A 15,502-nucleotide genomic window follows, 5' to 3' on the forward strand; every position below is an offset into this window, starting at 1 on the left:
GGTCACGTGGGTGCCTTCAGGGGCAGGCGTACGCGCAGGCGCCACGTCTCTCCCTCGGCGCCGGCCTCGGCCGCGCCGCCCAGGAGGCGGGCGCGGTCGGTGATGCCGCGCAGGCCGTGGCCGCCGCCGGGGCGCGTGGTGCCGGCCTGGCCGAGAGGGTTCTCGACGGAGATCCGCAGGTCGTCGTCGCGCACGTCGACGCGCAGCGCCACGGTGACGTCCGCGCCCGCGTGCCTGAGCGCGTTGCTCAGCCCCTCCTGCACGATGCGGTACGCCTCGCGCGAGACCGGCGGCGGCAGCGCACCGGGGTCGGCGGTGACCGTGGCGGCCACCCGCAGTCCGCCCGCGCGCGTACGGTGCAGCAGCCCGTCGAGGTCGTCGGCGAGCGTCGGCGCCGGCGCGGTGCCGGGGGCGTCGCCGTCGCGCAGTACGCCCAGTACGGCGTCGAGTTCGCCGACCGTGCGCCGGGTGGTGTCCTCGATCGCGGCCAGCGCCTCGCGGACGAACTCCGGGTCGCTGTCCAGGACCCGGCGGGCGGCGCTCGCCTGGAGGGTGACCGCGCTCAGGGCGTGGCCGACGGAGTCGTGCAGCTCGCGCGCGAGCCGGTTGCGGACGGCGAGCGCGGCGGCGCGGGCCTCGGCCGCCGCGACCCGGTCCTCGGCGGAGGGGCCGAGCAGCGCGGGCGCCCAGCGGGCCAGCAGGGTGCCGCAGACGGCGGCGCACCCGGCGAGCGCGACCAGCATCGCGGCGCCCGCGACCGGCGCGAGCGCGAGCGACCAGGTGTGCCGGAGGACACCGGGCAGCCCCATCCGGTCGTCCCGCAGCGCCGGCACGAACGGCAGCGCGATCAGCGCGGCCGCGAACGGCGGCACCGCGAGCGACATCCCCGCGACGACGCCACCCAGGCCCAGGTGCAGCGTGAACCAGGCCGCCGTGCGCCCCTTCTCGCCCTTGGTGCGGGCGGGGCCGTGGGCGAGCCGGTCCGGCTCGACCCCGCACAGCGACCGCACGACCCCGGACTCCAGCGGCCGGGTCAACGGGAACAGCGAGGTGACGGCGGCCAGCGGCAGCCCGACGGCGAACGAGGCCAGTTGCAGGCGCAGCGACCCGAAGACGTGGGAGTCCCCGGCGACCGGGCCGACGACGACCGAGCCGACCAGGACGTACGGCATGGCGAGCGCGCCGCCGAGGATCAGATGGATCCACCGCAGCCGCGCCCGCCGCCCGAACAGCAGCCCGGCGAACGAGGTCACGGCCGGTCGGCGGGATCGTCCGCCGGGTGCAGCGCGCGGGTGCGGGCCGGCCCCGGCGACGTGGCGGCCGGTGAGGGCGTGAGTGCGAACGTCCGCGTCATGCCTCCACGATCCCGTGCGGAAACCCCAGGCACATCACGCGTGGCGACGATCCGCCTCCGCCGCGCGGCGGAGGGGGTCAGCGCGCGAGGTGGAGGACGACCTCGTCGATCTCCTCGCCCCGCGCCGCCGCGAAGCCCCTGGCCCGGGCGGTCGTCTCGAAGCCGCACTTCTCCAGCACGCGCCGCGACCCGGCGTTGTCGGCCGCCGCGCGGGCGTACAGCGGGCGGTCCGGCACCTCGGCGAGCAGGGCCCTCAGCGCGGCCGTCGCCACCCCGCGGCCCCAGTACGCCCGGTCCACCCAGTAGGTGACCTCGCGTTCGCCCGGCTCCCCGTACACCGCCGCGCTGCCCACGACGTCACCGTCGCCGAGGATGGTCCGCACGATGTCGGCGGAGGCCCGGATCCTGCTCCAGTGGGCCGCGAACGCGTCCCAGTCGGCCGGGTCCTTCGGCGTGAAGGCCGCCATGCGCAGGGCCTCGGGGTCGTTCATCTGCCGGAAGAACACGGGCAGATCGCTGTCGTGGACGTCGCGCAGTGCGATGAGCATGGCTCAGAGCCTACGCGTGGCCAGTGTCAGCCGGTCCCGGGCGTCGAACAGCGCGTCCTTCACCATCTGTTCGTGCGCGGGCGTCAGCCGCGCCACCGGCACCGAGCAGCTGATCGCGTCCCGCGCGGGGGTGCGGTAGGGCACCGCCACGCCGAAGCAGCGCAGCCCCAGCGTGTTCTCCTCGCGGTCCACGGCGAAGCCCTGCTCCCGCACCAGGCGCAGCTCCTCGATGAGCTTCTCCCGGTCGGTGATGGTGTGCTCGGTGAGCGCGGGCAGCGTCTCCGGCAGCATCTTGCGGACCTGCTCGTCGGTGTACGTGCTCAGCAGCGCCTTGCCCAGCGAGGTCGAGTGCGCGGGCAGCCGCCGGCCGACCCGGGTGAACGGCCGCAGGTAGTGCTGCGACTGCCGGGTGGCCAGATAGACGACGTTCGTGCCGTCCAGGCGCGCGAGGTGGATGGTCTCCGTGGTGTCGTCGGAGAGCCGGTCCAGCGTCGGCCGCGCCGCCGCGACCACCTCGTCGCCGTCGATGTACGAGGTGCCGACCAGCAGCGCCCGTACGCCGATGCCGTACCGCGTGCCCGTGGCGTCCGTCTCCACCCAGCCCAGCTCCACCAGCGTGCGCAGCAGCATGTAGAGACTGGACTTGGGATAGCCGACGGCCTCCTGGACCGACGCGAGGGAGTGCATACCGGGGCGTCCGGCGAAGTACTCGAGCAGCTCAACCGTCCGCACCGCGGACTTGACCTGCGCTCCGCCCCCCGTCTCGCCAGCCGACATCGCCCTTGACCCCTTCGTTCGCCGGGAAATAGTCTCGAACAGCATATTCATCATCAGAGACAGCGTTCAGTATATCGAACGGTCGGATGCAGAGCACGTGGAGGGACCCGCGGTGGCAGCAGCACCAGTCTGGAGTGTCGACCCCCGTACCGGGAAGCAGCGTGAACAGGTCGCGGTGGAAGCCACCGCCCAGGAGGTGGACGACGCCGTCCGCGCCGCGCACGCCGCCCGCGGCGCCCTCGCGGACCGTACCGTCCGCGCGGCCTTCCTGCGCGGTGCCGCCGACGAACTGAAGGCCGCCGAGGACACGCTGGTCGAGGTCGCCGACGCGGAGACCGCGCTGGGCCCGGTCAGGCTCACCGGCGAACTGGCCCGCACCTGCTACCAGCTGCGCGCCTTCGCGGACCTCGTGGACGAGGGCGAGTTCCTCGGCGTCGTGGTCAACCACCCCGACGACACCGCCACCCCGCCCATCCCGGACCTGCGCCGCTACAAGGTGCCCCTCGGCGTCGTCGCGGTCTACTCCGCCTCCAACTTCCCGTTCGCCTTCTCCGTCCCCGGCGGCGACACCGCCAGCGCCCTCGCGGCCGGCTGCCCGGTCGTCGTCAAGGCCCACCCCGACCACCCGGCCCTGTCCGAACTGGTCGCCAAGGTGCTGCGCCGCGCCGCGGCCCGGCACGGCATCCCGGACGGCGTACTCGGCCTGGTGCACGGTTTCGAGGCCGGCATCGAACTGGTCCGGCATCCGCTCGTCGCGGCGGCCGGCTTCACGGGCTCCATCCGCGGTGGCCGCGCGCTCTTCGACGCGGCCGCGGCGCGGCCGGTGCCGATCCCCTTCCACGGCGAGCTGGGCTCGCTGAACCCGGTCGTCGTCACGGAGGCGGCGGCCGCCGAGCGGGCGGACGCGATCGGCGCGGGCCTGGCCGGCTCGATGACCCTGGGCGTCGGCCAGTTCTGCGTGAAGCCGGGCCTGGTCCTGGTGCCGGCGGGCGCCGCCGGTGACGGCCTGGTCAAGACGCTCACGGACGCGGTCAGCGACACCGACGCCGGGGTCCTGCTCGACCACCGCATGCGGGACAACTTCGTGGCCGGCGTCGCCGAGCGCGCGGCACTGCCCGACGTGGAGTCGCCGGTGACGCCGGGCGCGGGCGGCGAGCACACCGTCGCCGCCGGGTTCCTCACCGTGCCGGCATCGCGGCTCGCGGCGGAGGGGGAGCACGATCTGCTCCTGGAGGAGTGCTTCGGGCCGGTCACCGTGGTGGCCCGCTATCAGGACGAGGACGAGGTACGGGGCGTGCTGTCGCGGCTGCCGGGGAACCTCACGGCGACCGTGCAGCTCTCCTCGGGAGAGGTCGCGGGGGAGGGGAGTGGCGCCGAGCTTCTCGGTGCGGTGACGCCGCTGGCGGGGCGGGTGCTGGTGAACGGGTGGCCGACGGGGGTCGCCGTGGCGGCGGCTCAGCATCACGGGGGGCCGTATCCCGCCACGACGTCGACGTCCACGTCGGTGGGTGGGACGGCGGTCGAGCGGTGGCTGCGGCCGGTTGCGTATCAGGGGGTGCCGGAGGCCCTGCTGCCGGTGGAATTGCGGGATGACAATCCATTGGGACTGCCTCGGCGGTTCAACGGGGTGCTTGAGCGGTAGCGGTTGCGCCGTGGGGGTGCGGGTTCGTTGCGGGGTGCGGCTCCGTTGTGGCTGGTCGCGCCCACGCGGCGGAGCCGCACATTGATACAGCCCCGCGCCCCTGAGTGTCTCCACCCATCGGAGAGAATCAGTACATGGACATCGCACTTCCCGAACTGCCCTTCCCCCTCCGCCCCTACGGACCCGACGGTGCCTGGTCCTACGAAGGCGGTGTGCTCACCGGGGTGGCGGGGGCCCGGCAGGACCGGTTCGTGACGCCGACCGGGGAGGCGCTGGACACCCCCTCCGACGCGCCCCGGCTGCTCGGCGCGCCCGACGGGGACTTCCAGCTCGTCGCCCGGGTCACCGTCGGGTTCCAGGGGGCCTTCGACGCCGGGGTGCTCTACGTGCACGTCGGTGAGCGGGCGTGGGCCAAGCTGTGTCTGGAGTACTCGCCGGACGTGCCCACCGTCTGCACGGTGGTCACACGGGGCCACTCCGACGACTGCAACTCCTTCACGGTGGACGGGAGTTCCGTCTGGTTCCGGGTCAGCCGCAGCGGGCGGGCCTTCGCCTTCCACGCGTCGCTCGACGGTGAGCGCTGGACCTTCGTCCGGCTCTTCACGCTCGGCGACGCGGAGGAGACCGGTGCGGCCCTGGTCGGCTTCCTGGCCCAGGCGCCGACGGGGGAGGGCTGCGTCGTGACGTACGACCGCCTGGAGTTCCGGCCGGGCTGGCCGGCGGACCTGCGCGACGGCAGCTGACGCAACCGGCAGGGTGGTCGCGCGCGTCCTGCGGTGCATGATCAGCGAACGTGTGACCGGAAGCAGGGTGATCCGCACCGTCCTGCCCGCCGAGGCCGAGACCGTCGCCGCCCTGCACGCCCGGGCCCGGGCGACGTACTACCCCGACGGGCTGCCCGACGACGGTCTCGACTGGCCGGCCGTCTGGCGCACCGCCGTGGAGCGGACCGACGGGCACGTGCTGTGCGCGGTGGAACAGGGGCGCATCGCCGCCATCGCCTCGTTCCGGGTCCCGGAGGACGGACCGGCGGACACGGTCAAGCTGTTCCAGTTCCACGTCGACCCCGGCCACTGGCGCGCCGGCCTCGGCACCGCGCTGCACGCCGCCTGCGTCGAGCAGTGGCAGGCCGACGGCCGGCGGACGGCGGTGCTGGACGTGCACGTCGACAACCGGCGGGCGCAGGGCTTCTACGCCCGCCTGGGCTGGTTCCCGGACCCGGACAACCCGCCCGCCGAGGGCGACCACCACCTGTTCCTGCGTTTCCGGGTGCCCGGGGAATGAGGCCCGCTGCTTGAACGTTCACGTATGGGCGCGGAGAGGGCCTCCGCACCCGTACGACCTGGAGAAGAGCCGAGACATGCGCGTCGAGATCTGGAGCGACATCGCCTGCCCGTGGTGCTACGTGGGCAAGGCCCGCTTCGAGAAGGCGCTGGCGGCCTTCCCGCACCGGGACGGCGTCGAGGTGGTCCACCGGTCGTTCGAGCTGGACCCCGGGCGGGCCAAGGAGGACGTGCAGCCGGTGCTGACGATGCTCACCGCCAAGTACGGCATGAGCGAGGCGCAGGCGCGGGCCGGTGAGGACAACCTCGGCGCGCAGGCCGCCGCCGAGGGCCTGGACTACCGCACCCGCGACCGCGACCACGGCAGCACCTTCGACATGCACCGGCTGCTGCACCTCGCCAGGGAACGGGGCCGCCACGACGCCCTGCTGGACGCCTTCTACCGGGCCAACTTCGCCGAGGAGCGCTCCGTCTTCAACGACGACGAGCGGCTCGTGGAGCTGGCCGCCGCCGCGGGCCTGGACGCCGACGAGGCCCGTGCGGTGCTCGCCGACCCCGCCGCCTACGCCGACGAGGTCCGCGCCGACGAGCGCGAGGCCGCGCAGCTCGGCGCCACCGGAGTGCCGTTCTTCGTGCTCGACCGGGCCTACGGCGTCTCCGGCGCCCAGCCCGCCGAGGTCTTCGCCCAGGCGCTGACGCAGGCGTGGGGCGAGCGGACCCCGCTGAAGCTGATCGACGACGGCGGCGCGGAGGCGTGCGGTCCCGACGGCTGTGCGGTGCCCGGGGCCGAGAACCCCAGGTGAGGGCCCGTACATAAGCGTTGCTTGGAGAAACCGCGTAGAAATACGCAATGGACGGGGAGGTCACGGGGCCGCACAGTGGGGGCATGGAGAGCTTCGAGAATCTCGTCCGTGCCGAGTTCGCCCCGAAGACCACGTACCTCAACACCGCCAGCACCGGCCTGCTGCCCGCCAGGGCCCTCGTCGCGATGCGGGACGCGGCGGCGTCGGCCGCGGCCGGGCAGCCGCTCGACATGTTCGCCGACGTCGAGGCGTGCCGGTCCGCCTACGCCCGGCTCGTGGGGGTGCCCGCCACCCGGGTCGCGGCCGGTGCCTCGGTGGCCACCTACAGCGGCCTGGTCGCCGCCGCACTGCCTGCGGGCGCCGAAGTCCTCACCGCCGAGGCCGACTTCGCCTCGCTGGTGAACCCCTTGTACATGCGGGGCGACCTCAAGGTGCGCGCCGTGCCCTTGGAGCGCCTCGCCGAGTCGGTGGGCCAGGACACCGCGCTCGTCGCGGTCAGCTCGGTCCAGTCGGCCGACGGGCGGATCGCCGACCTCGCGGCGGTGCGGGACGCGGCCCGGGCGCACGGGGCGCGGACGCTGATCGACGTCTCCCAGGCGAACGGCTGGCTGCCGACGGCCGCGGACGACTTCGACTTCGTGGTCGCCGTCGCCTACAAGTGGGTGCTGTGCCCGCGCGGCGTCGCCTTCCTCGTCGTACCGGAGGACCTCGGGGAGTCGGCGGGGCTGGCGCCGCTGTTCGCCGGCTGGGCGTCGGGGGAGCACCCCTGGGACAGCTGCTACGGCCCCGTCCAGGAACTCGCGCACTCTGCCCGGCGCTTCGATGAGAGCCCCGCCCTGTTCTCGTACACCGGAGCCAGGCACTCGCTGGCGCTGATCGAGGAGCTGGGCGTGGACGCCGTGCACGCCCACGACACCCATCTCGCCGACCGGTTCCGCGCGGGCGTGCTGTCGCTGGGCCACGAGCCGGTGGCCGCGCCGGGCTCCGCCATCGTGTCCGTGCCCGGTCTCGGCCGGCGCAGGGACGAGGTGAGCCGGGCCGGCGTCGAGGTCTCCGACCGGGCGGGGAACCTGCGGGCCGCCTTCCACCTGTACAACACAGCGGCCGACGTCGACCGGCTGCTGGACGTGCTGGCCGGCTGAGAACATGCATCGGGCAGGAGCCTCCCGTCCCACACAAAAGGCCCCTGCCCGAGTTCAGATGCGGGTCACCTCACCGGGGTGAAGTCCCGCGCGCCGATGAAGTCCGGCCGCCGGATCGGTGCCGCGAACGGATCGACCGCGGTGTTCTCGACGCTGTTGAAGACGATGAACACGTTGCTGCGCGGGAAGGGCGTGATGTTGTCGCCCGATCCGTGCATGCAGTTGCAGTCGAACCAGGTCGCCGAGCCGGCCTTGCCGGTGAACAGCTTGATGCCGTACTCCGAGGCCATCTTCGTCAGGGCCTCGTCGGACGGCGTCCCCGCGTCCTGCATCTGCAGGGACTTCTTGTAGTTGTCCTTCGGCGTGGCCCCCGCGCACCCGAGGAACGTCTTGTGCGACCCCGGCATGATCATGAGACCGCCGTTGGTGTCGTAGTTCTCGGTGAGCGCGATCGAGACCGAGATCGTCCGCATGTTGGGCAGGCCGTCCTCGGCGTGCCATGTCTCGAAGTCCGAGTGCCAGTAGAAACCGCTGGCCCCGAAGCCGGGCTTGACGTTGATCCGCGACTGGTGGACGTAGACGTCCGAGCCGAGGATCTGCCGGGCCCGTCCGACCACTCGTTCGTCCCGCACGAGGTTGGCGAAGACCTCGCTGATCTTGTGCACCTCGAAGACCGACCGGATCTCCTTGGACTGCGGCTCGACGATCGAGCGCTCGTCCGCGCGGATGGCCGGGTCGGTGGTGAGGCGCTCCAGCTCCCGCTGGTAGACCGCGACCTCGTCCGGCCCGATGAGCTGGTCGATGGCGAGGAATCCGTCGCGCTCCAAGGACTGGAGGTCACCCTGCGAGACGGGACCGGGCGTGTCGGGGGAGCCCCAGACGACCGGGTCCTGCCGGGGGGTTGCCACCTCGGTGGCGCCGCGGGTGGGATAGAGATCGGTGACGTTCGTGGTCATGGTCACGATGACTCACACCTCCTCGGTGAGCAGCGGGTAGACGCCGTTCTCGTCGTGGTCCTCCCGTCCGGTCACGGGCGGGTTGAAGACGCACAGGCAGTGGAAGTCCTCCTTGACCTTGAGCGTGTGCCGCTCGTGGCCGTTGAGGAGGTACATCGTGCCCGGCGTGATGGTGTACGTCTTCCCCGTCTCGCGGTCGGTCAACTCGGCTTCGCCCTTGGTACAGACGACGGCCTCGATGTGGTTCGCGTACCACATCGACGTCTCCGTACCCGCGTACAGAATCGTCTCGTGGAGGGAGAAGCCGACCTTCTCCTTCGCGAGGACGATGCGCTTGCTCTCCCAGGTGCCGGACGCCGACTTCACGTGCCGGTCGGTGCCTTCGATCTCCTTGAACGAACGGACGATCACGGTGTTGCGATGCCTCCTAGGTGAAGGGTGTGCAGGTTCCCCGGCGCCTTCGGTCACGCGGGCCGAAGGCGCCGGAAGCAGTGGTGGTGTCAGGCCGTCTCACGCACGGCCCGGGCGAGGGTCTTCATGCCCTCGTCCAGCTCTTCGGGCGTGATGGTGAGCGCCGGGAGCAGCTTGACGACCTCGCTCTCGGGGCCGGACGTCTCGATGAGCAGTCCGAGCTCGAAGGCGCGCTTGGCGACCTTCCCCGCGCGGTCCTTGTCGTGGAACTCCAGGCCCCAGACCAGGCCGCGGCCCCGGTACTCCTTGACGTCCGCGAGGTTCTCCTCGGTGATGGCGATCATGTGCTGCTCGACCTGCTCGCCGCGGGTGCGGGTCTGCTTCTCCATCGCCGACCCGTCGGCCCAGTACGTCTCAAGCGTGGCGGTCGCGGTGACGAAGGCCGGGTTGTTGCCGCGGAAGGTGCCGTTGTGCTCGCCCGGCTCCCAGACGTCCAGCTCCGGCTTGAACAGGCACAGCGACATCGGCAGGCCGTAGCCGCTGATCGACTTGGATACGGTCACGATGTCCGGCGTGATGCCCGCCTCCTCGAAGGAGAAGAAGGCGCCGGTCCGGCCGCAGCCCATCTGGATGTCGTCCACGATGAGAAGCATGTCCTGGCGTGCGCACAATTCCGACAAGGCGCGCAGCCACTCGGGCCGGGCGACGTTGATGCCGCCCTCGCCCTGCACCGTCTCGACGATCACGGCGGCCGGCTTGTTCAGGCCGGAGCCCTGGTCCTCGAGCAGTCGCTCGAACCACAGGAAGTCCTCGACGGTGCCGTCGAAGTAGTTGTCGAACGGCATCGGCGTGCCGTGCACCAGCGGGATGCCGGCGCCGGCCCGCTTGAAGGCGTTGCCGGTCACGGCCAGCGAGCCCAGCGACATGCCGTGGAAGGCGTTGGTGAACGACACGATCGACTCGCGCCCCTTCACCTTGCGCGCCAGCTTGAGCGCGGACTCCACGGCGTTGGTGCCCGTCGGGCCCGGGAACATGACCTTGTACGGCAGGTCGCGCTTGCGCAGGATGATGTCGTGGAACGTCTCCAGGAAGCGGCGCTTCGCGGTGGTCGACATGTCGAGACCGTGCGTGACGCCGTCCCGCTCCAGGTAGTCGATCAGCGCGCGTTTCAGGACCGCGTTGTTGTGCCCGTAGTTGAGAGAGCCTGCTCCGGCGAAGAAGTCGAGGTACTCGTGGCCGTCCTCGTCGTACATGCGGCTGCCCACAGCACGGTCGAACACGGTGGGCCAGCCGCGGCAGTAGCTACGCACCTCGGACTCGACGGTCTCGAAGACGCTGAGGTCGGGCTGGGTGATGGTCACGACGAATCGCTCCTCGTGGGGTGAGGGTGGGAGAGGAAGGTCGTACGGATCCGGCGGGAACCGGTGTGGTCCCGGCGGGAAGTCTGTGGGGCCGGACGGTCGGGGGTGCCCCGTCGTCCGGGCGTCCGGCGGGTCAGCCGGCTGCGGTCAGGGGACCGATGCGGTACAGGACCTCGGGCTCGTGCGGCCCGTCCGGGAAGAGGTCCGTGTCGAACAGCACCTCGCGATCGAGCCGGGCACCGTGCCGCTCGGCGAACGAGGTGAACAACCGCTGGGACGCGGTGTTGTCGGGGGAGATGGTGGTCTCCAAGGTCGTCGTCGCGCACTCCGCGACAGTGCGGGCGACCAGCCCGTCCAGCAGTGAAGCCGCGAGCCTTCGTCCACGGTACGCCTCGTCCACGGCCACCTGCCACACCAGCAGCGTGTCCGGCCGGTCGGGCCGGATGTAGCCGGTGACGAAGCCGACCGGCACCCCGTGCCCGTCGCGAGCAACGGCCGAGGTGCCGGCGAAGTCCCGGCACCAGAGCAGGTAGCTGTACGACGAGTTCAGGTCGAGGGTCTTGGAATCCTTGGCTATCCGCCACAGGGCGGCGCCGTCGGCCACTCTCGGACGATCGATTTGCAGGTCTGCTTGCGCGGCAGTCATGCAAATTGAATTTACCGAGGGAATTTCAAAATTGCATCGCCGGATGGGGTTACGGATCGCCGCCTCGTGTGTTATCACGCGGGCGCGTACCTCCGCGCGAGCCGACGGCAACTTGTCATGATTTGACCCGCGCATACGTCGCGAAGCGGACAGCATGTGTATCGGGTCACAATCTCGTAACCCATGCGCGACGTGTCCGAAATGCGTGACTCCGCGTTCGCGGAATCTTTGTGTTTAGGTCAAGAGAAAGCGGGCAGAAGAATATGGGATCCTGTGCTGGGCGGGAATTCCACTCTTATGTAAGTGCGGGATAAGGGAATTCCCTTGAATTCATGCTCCGGAAAGGCCGGCCCCGACCGGCCGCTCCCAGGCGTCCCCGGCGGCCCGCCGGGCGCCTTCCGGATCGGCCTTCCGCCCCGTCTCCGTCAGCGCGGCACCCAGTGCCGTCAGGCAGCCCTGTACGGCCATGAGCGTCGCGTCCGGACCGTAGTGGTTGACCCGGACCATCTCGCCGGCCAGCGCGCCCCCGCCAGCGGCCAGCGGCAGCGCGGGGTCGGCCGCCAGGGCCCGGGCCACGAGCGCGGACGCGTCGACGTCCGACGGCGTCCGCAGGGTCGTGGCGACCGGTGCCGCCTCCTTCGCCTCGTACACGTACGGCTCCAGGCCGCCCAGCGCGAGGGCGCCGGCCCGGGTGGCCGCCGCGGCCGCCGCGTGCCGCGCCATCACCGTCTCGGGGCCCTCCGCCTCGATGCGCTCGACGCAGGCCTCCAGTGCGAGCATCTCCAGCTGCGCCGGCGCGTGCAGCAGCGCCGTGCGGCCGCCGTCGATCCAGCGCTCCTTCCAGTCCAGCAGCGAGAGGTACGACCGGCGCGGGGCCGCCGGGTTCGCCGCCATCCGCGCCCACGCCCGCTCGCTGACCGACACCGCCGAGACCCCGGCCGGACCGCCCATCGCCTTCTGCGCCCCGATCACGCACAGGTCCACGCCCCACGCGTCCGGCAGCACCGGCTCGGCGCCCACGGAGGCCACGGCGTCCAGGTAGAACAGCGCGCCCTGCGCCCGGACGGCCTCGCCGATCTCCGCGACCGGGTTGGTGTTGCCGGTCGCCGCCTCGGCGTGCACCAGCGACACGAAGTCGATCTCCGGGTGCTCCGCGAAGGCCCCGCGCACCTGCTCGGCGGAGACGGCCGTGTGGAAGGGCACGGCGAGGTCGTGCACGGTCGCGCCGCAGTCCCGCAGCCAGTTCCCGAAGGTCTGCCCGTACGGCCCGGTGACGATGTTGAGCGCGACGGTGCCCGGCCCCGCGGCGGCGCGGATCGCGCCCTCCAGCGGCAGCAGCGCCTCGCCCTGCATGACCACGACGTCCTGCGCGGTCCCGAGCAGACGCGCGACCCGGTCCTCGATCGCGGCGAAGCGACCGGCGGTCAGCGGGGGGAGGTCCAGGAGCGGGTGGGTCACGTCGGGCTCTCTTCGGTACGGGCAGGTGCACGGAACGTACGAGTCGAGAGTAACCATGACCTCCACCACCACTCGCCACCGAGTCCATCCGTTGCGACACCCCCACGCCCGGAATTGTGGCTTCCGCTACAGCGGTGGACGCCTGCGGGCTGATGAACTCCCCCTGTGTTCCTGCTACTTCTGCTTCTCGTCGTGATCGCCGTGGTGTCGGCCGTGGGACTCGCCGGACACGGCGCGAGCACCCTCGCCGCCCGCCGCGCCCGGGACCCGGGCGCCGGACCGCCGCTCCGCGCCCTCGCCGCGTTCGCCGGTGCGGCCGCGGTGGCGATGTACGGCTGGGGTCTGCTGCACGTGGCGGGCGCCGCCATGGAGTCCAACGGTGGTGCGGGCTCGGCGCCGGCGCCCCCCTGCCGCATGCCGGGCTACGAGGAGCGGGCCCTCCACGTCATCGACCAGTCGGTCTCCTTCCTGCCCCTGGGCTTCGTCTGCGAGACCTCCGACGGCGACGACTACACCAGTGACGACGTCCCCGGCTACGTCAACCCGGGTGCCGCCGTCCTCGCCCTGACCGCCGCGGCGAGCGCCGTCGCGGCCGGGTACGCGACCGAACTGCGGGCCCGTGCCGCGGCGCGGAACGGCGGCGACCGGCCTTCCGGACACCCCCGGGGCCCGGTTTAGGGTGCGGACATGAGCGATCGCGCGGTGCTGCACGTCAAGGGTCGGGTGCTCGTCGGACCGGACGAGGTCCGCGACGAGGTGTGGGTGATCGACGGCCGGGTCTCCTACGACCGTCCCGCCGGCGCCGCCGACGTCCGCACCGTCGAGGGCTGGGCGCTGCCCGGCCTGGTCGACGCGCACTGCCACGTCGGCCTCGACCAGCACGGCGCCGTCCCCGAGGACGTGGCCGAGAAGCAGGCGCTGACCGACCGGGAGGCGGGCACGCTGCTCATCCGCGACGCGGGCTCACCGTCCGACACCCGCTGGATCGACGACCGCGAGGACCTCCCGAAGATCATCCGGGCCGGCCGGCACATCGCCCGCACCCGCCGCTACATCCGCAACTACGCCTGGGAGGTCGAGCCGGAGGATCTCGTCGCCTACGTCGCCCAGGAGGCCCGCCGCGGCGACGGCTGGGTGAAGCTGGTCGGCGACTGGATCGACCGCGACCTCGGCGACCTGTCGGCCTGTTGGCCACGCGGCGCCGTGGAGGCCGCGATCGCGGAGGCCCACCGCCTCGGCGCCCGCGTCACCGCGCACTGCTTCGCCGAGGACTCCCTGCGCGACCTGGTCGAGGCCGGCATCGACTGCGTCGAGCACGCCACGGGCCTCACCGACGACACCATCCCGCTCTTCGCCGAACGGGGCGTCGCCATCGTGCCGACCCTCGTCAACATCGCCACCTTCCCCGCCCTCGCCGACGGCGGCGAGTCCCGTTTCCCGCGCTGGTCGGCCCACATGCGGCGACTGCACGAACGCCGCTACGACACCGTGCGCAGCGCCTACGACGCCGGTGTCCCCGTCTTCGTCGGCACCGACGCGGGCGGCTCCCTGGCCCACGGCCTGGCCGCGGCGGAGGTCGGCGAGCTGGTCACCGCCGGCATCCCGCCCCTGGAGGCCCTCGCGGCGGCCACCTGGACCGCGCGGAGCTGGCTCGGGCGCCCCGGCCTGGACGAGGGGGCGCCGGCGGACCTGGTGGTGTACGACGAGGATCCGCGCGCCGACGTGCGCGTGCTCGCCGCCCCGCGCCGGGTGGTGCTGAACGGGCGGGTCGTCGGTTAGCCGACGGGAGTGACGGCGGCGAACACCCGTGCCGGAAGATTCGAAAGGGCTCGCCAAAACTCCACGAAGGGGTGAAGTGACCGCGGATCGCTGACGGTTCGGCGTGCGCGGGGACATTCTTTCCGGGTCCCAAGCATGTCGCTCATGCGTGTCCCGCACGCATGTCTCACTGGGGGTCCCACCACCTTGAACGGCAACACCTTCCGCATGCCCGCACATCGCCTCGCCGCCGTCGCGGCGGCCACGGTCCTGACCGCCGGTCCCGCGGCCCTGGCCGGCGCGGGCGCCGCCCACGCGACCGGTGACCACGGCCGCGCGAGCGCCACCGTGCTGCGCACCGGGCTCGACGTCTCCCTGCTCAACAAGACCGTGAACGTCCCCCTCGCGGTCACCCTCAACGAGGTGCAGGCCCCCGAGAGCGCCCAGAAGACCGCGCTGACCGCCCGGCTGGAGGGCGTCGACGGCGGCAAGCCCTTCAGCGTCCTGCGTGCCGACGTGGCCGAGGCCGGGGCGACCGCGGACGCCGGGAAGAGCGAGGGCCGTACCAAGCTCGCCAAGGCGCGGCTCCACGTCCCCGGGCTGCCGCTGCTGTCGGTGATCGAGGTCGAGCAGGTCACCTCCAGGGCGACCTGCGAGGCCGGGAAGAAGCCGGCCGCCGAGGCCAACCTGCTGGGCGCCGTGACGGTCCTCGGCAAGAAGGTCACGCTGACCACGGCCGGGACGACGGACGTGAAGGTGCCCGGCGTCGGCGAGGTGCGGCTCGACCTGTCGAAGACCGAGACCACCTCCCGTACGGCCGCCGCCACCGCGCTCGAACTGAAGGTGTCCGTCAACCCGCTCGACCTGAACGTCGCCGAGGTGCACGGCACCGTCACCCTGGCGAAGGCGGCCTGCGAGGCGCCGACGGCGCCCGCGGACGAGGCCGAGCAGCCCCCGGTGAAGGCCGAGGAGCCCCCGGCCGGCCAGGAGGCCGGGCCCGACGCCGAACCGGCGACCGACGCCAGGCCCCAGGGCGCCCGCGCCGAGGCCGACCTCGCCGAGACGGGCGGCAGCTCCGCGACCCCGTACGTCGCGGCCGGCGCCGCGGCCCTGGTCCTGGCGGGCGGCGGAGCGCTGGTCCTGGCCCGACGCCGGCGCGGCTGACGCGTCAGGGGGACGGCGGCACACGCGGCGACCGGGGTGCCCGGCCGCCGCAGACCCCGCCGAGGCGGGCCCGGGGGGTGCCTCTATGTCCTTCGTCAAGCGAGTCGGGGGCTCCTGGGCTCGTAGAAGGTTCCGTCGCGGAGCATGGCGAACAGGACGCTGATGCGGTGGCGGGCGAGGCGGAGGAGGGCCTGGGTGT

General features: G+C 72.4%; 16 protein-coding genes. 8 read left to right on the forward strand and 8 right to left on the reverse strand.

What is annotated here, in order from left to right; all coding sequences use genetic code 11:
* Positions 1–2: 2 nt before the first annotated feature.
* The 3 genes from DMH12_RS30100 to DMH12_RS30110 form a co-directional block, all read right to left on the reverse strand.
* Entirely contained in the window at positions 3–1,253 is a 1,251-nt protein-coding gene (locus DMH12_RS30100; RefSeq protein WP_125494585.1) for a sensor histidine kinase, read from the reverse strand.
* A 178-nt stretch (positions 1,254–1,431) separates the two neighbouring features.
* Positions 1,432–1,902 (reverse strand): GNAT family N-acetyltransferase, encoded by a 471-nt coding sequence (locus DMH12_RS30105; protein WP_125494586.1) that lies wholly within the window; start codon positions 1,900–1,902, stop codon positions 1,432–1,434.
* Between the two features lie 3 nt (positions 1,903–1,905).
* A complete protein-coding gene (locus DMH12_RS30110; protein WP_125494587.1) occupies positions 1,906–2,679 on the reverse strand; it encodes an IclR family transcriptional regulator in 774 nt (257 codons plus the stop codon).
* A 112-nt stretch (positions 2,680–2,791) separates the two neighbouring features.
* Here DMH12_RS30110 and DMH12_RS30115 point away from each other — a divergent pair, with 112 nt between their 5' ends.
* From DMH12_RS30115 to DMH12_RS30135, 5 genes are all read left to right on the forward strand, one after another.
* Positions 2,792–4,321, forward strand: a complete 1,530-nt coding sequence (locus DMH12_RS30115) for an aldehyde dehydrogenase (NADP(+)) (protein WP_125494588.1) — start codon at positions 2,792–2,794, stop codon at positions 4,319–4,321.
* 134 nt (positions 4,322–4,455) lie between these two features.
* A complete protein-coding gene (locus DMH12_RS30120) occupies positions 4,456–5,064 on the forward strand; it encodes a DUF1349 domain-containing protein (protein WP_125494589.1) in 609 nt (202 codons plus the stop codon).
* Between the two features lie 37 nt (positions 5,065–5,101).
* Positions 5,102–5,605, forward strand: coding sequence for a GNAT family N-acetyltransferase (locus DMH12_RS30125; protein ID WP_185832631.1), 504 nt, complete (start codon positions 5,102–5,104; stop codon positions 5,603–5,605).
* A 76-nt stretch (positions 5,606–5,681) separates the two neighbouring features.
* Positions 5,682–6,407, forward strand: coding sequence for a DsbA family oxidoreductase (locus DMH12_RS30130; RefSeq protein WP_125494590.1), 726 nt, complete (start codon positions 5,682–5,684; stop codon positions 6,405–6,407).
* A gap of 47 nt (positions 6,408–6,454) precedes the next feature.
* Positions 6,455–7,549, forward strand: a complete 1,095-nt coding sequence (locus DMH12_RS30135; RefSeq protein WP_125494591.1) for an aminotransferase class V-fold PLP-dependent enzyme — start codon at positions 6,455–6,457, stop codon at positions 7,547–7,549.
* A 65-nt stretch (positions 7,550–7,614) separates the two neighbouring features.
* On the opposite strand, the gene thpD is transcribed toward DMH12_RS30135, so the two are convergent.
* From thpD to DMH12_RS30160, 5 genes are all read right to left on the reverse strand, one after another.
* Positions 7,615–8,514, reverse strand: coding sequence for an ectoine hydroxylase (gene thpD / locus DMH12_RS30140; protein WP_185832633.1), 900 nt, complete (start codon positions 8,512–8,514; stop codon positions 7,615–7,617).
* Between the two features lie 3 nt (positions 8,515–8,517).
* Complete coding sequence (locus tag DMH12_RS30145; RefSeq protein ID WP_121746346.1) at positions 8,518–8,916, reverse strand: ectoine synthase; 399 nt, start codon at positions 8,914–8,916, stop codon at positions 8,518–8,520.
* 89 nt (positions 8,917–9,005) lie between these two features.
* Positions 9,006–10,277: a diaminobutyrate--2-oxoglutarate transaminase gene (gene ectB / locus DMH12_RS30150; protein ID WP_125494592.1), complete on the reverse strand. Its 1,272-nt coding sequence runs from the start codon at positions 10,275–10,277 to the stop codon at positions 9,006–9,008.
* A gap of 133 nt (positions 10,278–10,410) precedes the next feature.
* Positions 10,411–10,923 carry a diaminobutyrate acetyltransferase gene (ectA, locus tag DMH12_RS30155; RefSeq protein WP_125494593.1) on the reverse strand — a complete coding sequence of 171 codons (513 nt, stop codon included), beginning with the start codon at positions 10,921–10,923 and terminating at the stop codon, positions 10,411–10,413.
* A gap of 330 nt (positions 10,924–11,253) precedes the next feature.
* A complete protein-coding gene (locus tag DMH12_RS30160; protein WP_125494594.1) occupies positions 11,254–12,381 on the reverse strand; it encodes an alanine--glyoxylate aminotransferase family protein in 1,128 nt (375 codons plus the stop codon).
* A 165-nt stretch (positions 12,382–12,546) separates the two neighbouring features.
* Here DMH12_RS30160 and DMH12_RS30165 point away from each other — a divergent pair, with 165 nt between their 5' ends.
* The 3 genes from DMH12_RS30165 to DMH12_RS30175 all read left to right on the forward strand — a co-directional run bounded on the left by DMH12_RS30165 (position 12,547) and on the right by DMH12_RS30175 (position 15,303).
* Complete coding sequence (locus tag DMH12_RS30165) at positions 12,547–13,059, forward strand: hypothetical protein (RefSeq protein WP_125494595.1); 513 nt, start codon at positions 12,547–12,549, stop codon at positions 13,057–13,059.
* A gap of 9 nt (positions 13,060–13,068) precedes the next feature.
* Positions 13,069–14,160 (forward strand): amidohydrolase family protein, encoded by a 1,092-nt coding sequence (locus tag DMH12_RS30170; protein WP_125494596.1) that lies wholly within the window; start codon positions 13,069–13,071, stop codon positions 14,158–14,160.
* A 186-nt stretch (positions 14,161–14,346) separates the two neighbouring features.
* The gene (locus DMH12_RS30175) at positions 14,347–15,303 is read left to right on the forward strand and encodes an SCO1860 family LAETG-anchored protein (protein ID WP_185832632.1); all 957 of its coding nucleotides are present in this window, start codon (positions 14,347–14,349) and stop codon (positions 15,301–15,303) included.
* Positions 15,304–15,502 lie beyond the last annotated feature (199 nt).

Source organism: Streptomyces sp. WAC 04229 (assembly GCF_003947455.1).
GTDB lineage: Bacteria > Actinomycetota > Actinomycetes > Streptomycetales > Streptomycetaceae > Streptomyces.

What these genes read in the sequence shown, in the direction of transcription:
- DMH12_RS30105 (WP_125494586.1), bottom strand. Translation starts at nt 1,902, where the DNA reads ATGCTCATCGCACTGCGCGACGTCCACGACAGCGATCTGCCCGTGTTC.
- DMH12_RS30110 (WP_125494587.1), bottom strand. Translation starts at nt 2,679, where the DNA reads ATGTCGGCTGGCGAGACGGGGGGCGGAGCGCAGGTCAAGTCCGCGGTG.
- DMH12_RS30120 (WP_125494589.1), top strand. Translation starts at nt 4,456, where the DNA reads ATGGACATCGCACTTCCCGAACTGCCCTTCCCCCTCCGCCCCTACGGA.
- DMH12_RS30125 (WP_185832631.1), top strand. Translation starts at nt 5,102, where the DNA reads ATGATCAGCGAACGTGTGACCGGAAGCAGGGTGATCCGCACCGTCCTG.
- DMH12_RS30130 (WP_125494590.1), top strand. Translation starts at nt 5,682, where the DNA reads ATGCGCGTCGAGATCTGGAGCGACATCGCCTGCCCGTGGTGCTACGTG.
- DMH12_RS30135 (WP_125494591.1), top strand. Translation starts at nt 6,455, where the DNA reads ATGGACGGGGAGGTCACGGGGCCGCACAGTGGGGGCATGGAGAGCTTC.
- ectA (WP_125494593.1), bottom strand. Translation starts at nt 10,923, where the DNA reads ATGACTGCCGCGCAAGCAGACCTGCAAATCGATCGTCCGAGAGTGGCC.
- DMH12_RS30170 (WP_125494596.1), top strand. Translation starts at nt 13,069, where the DNA reads ATGAGCGATCGCGCGGTGCTGCACGTCAAGGGTCGGGTGCTCGTCGGA.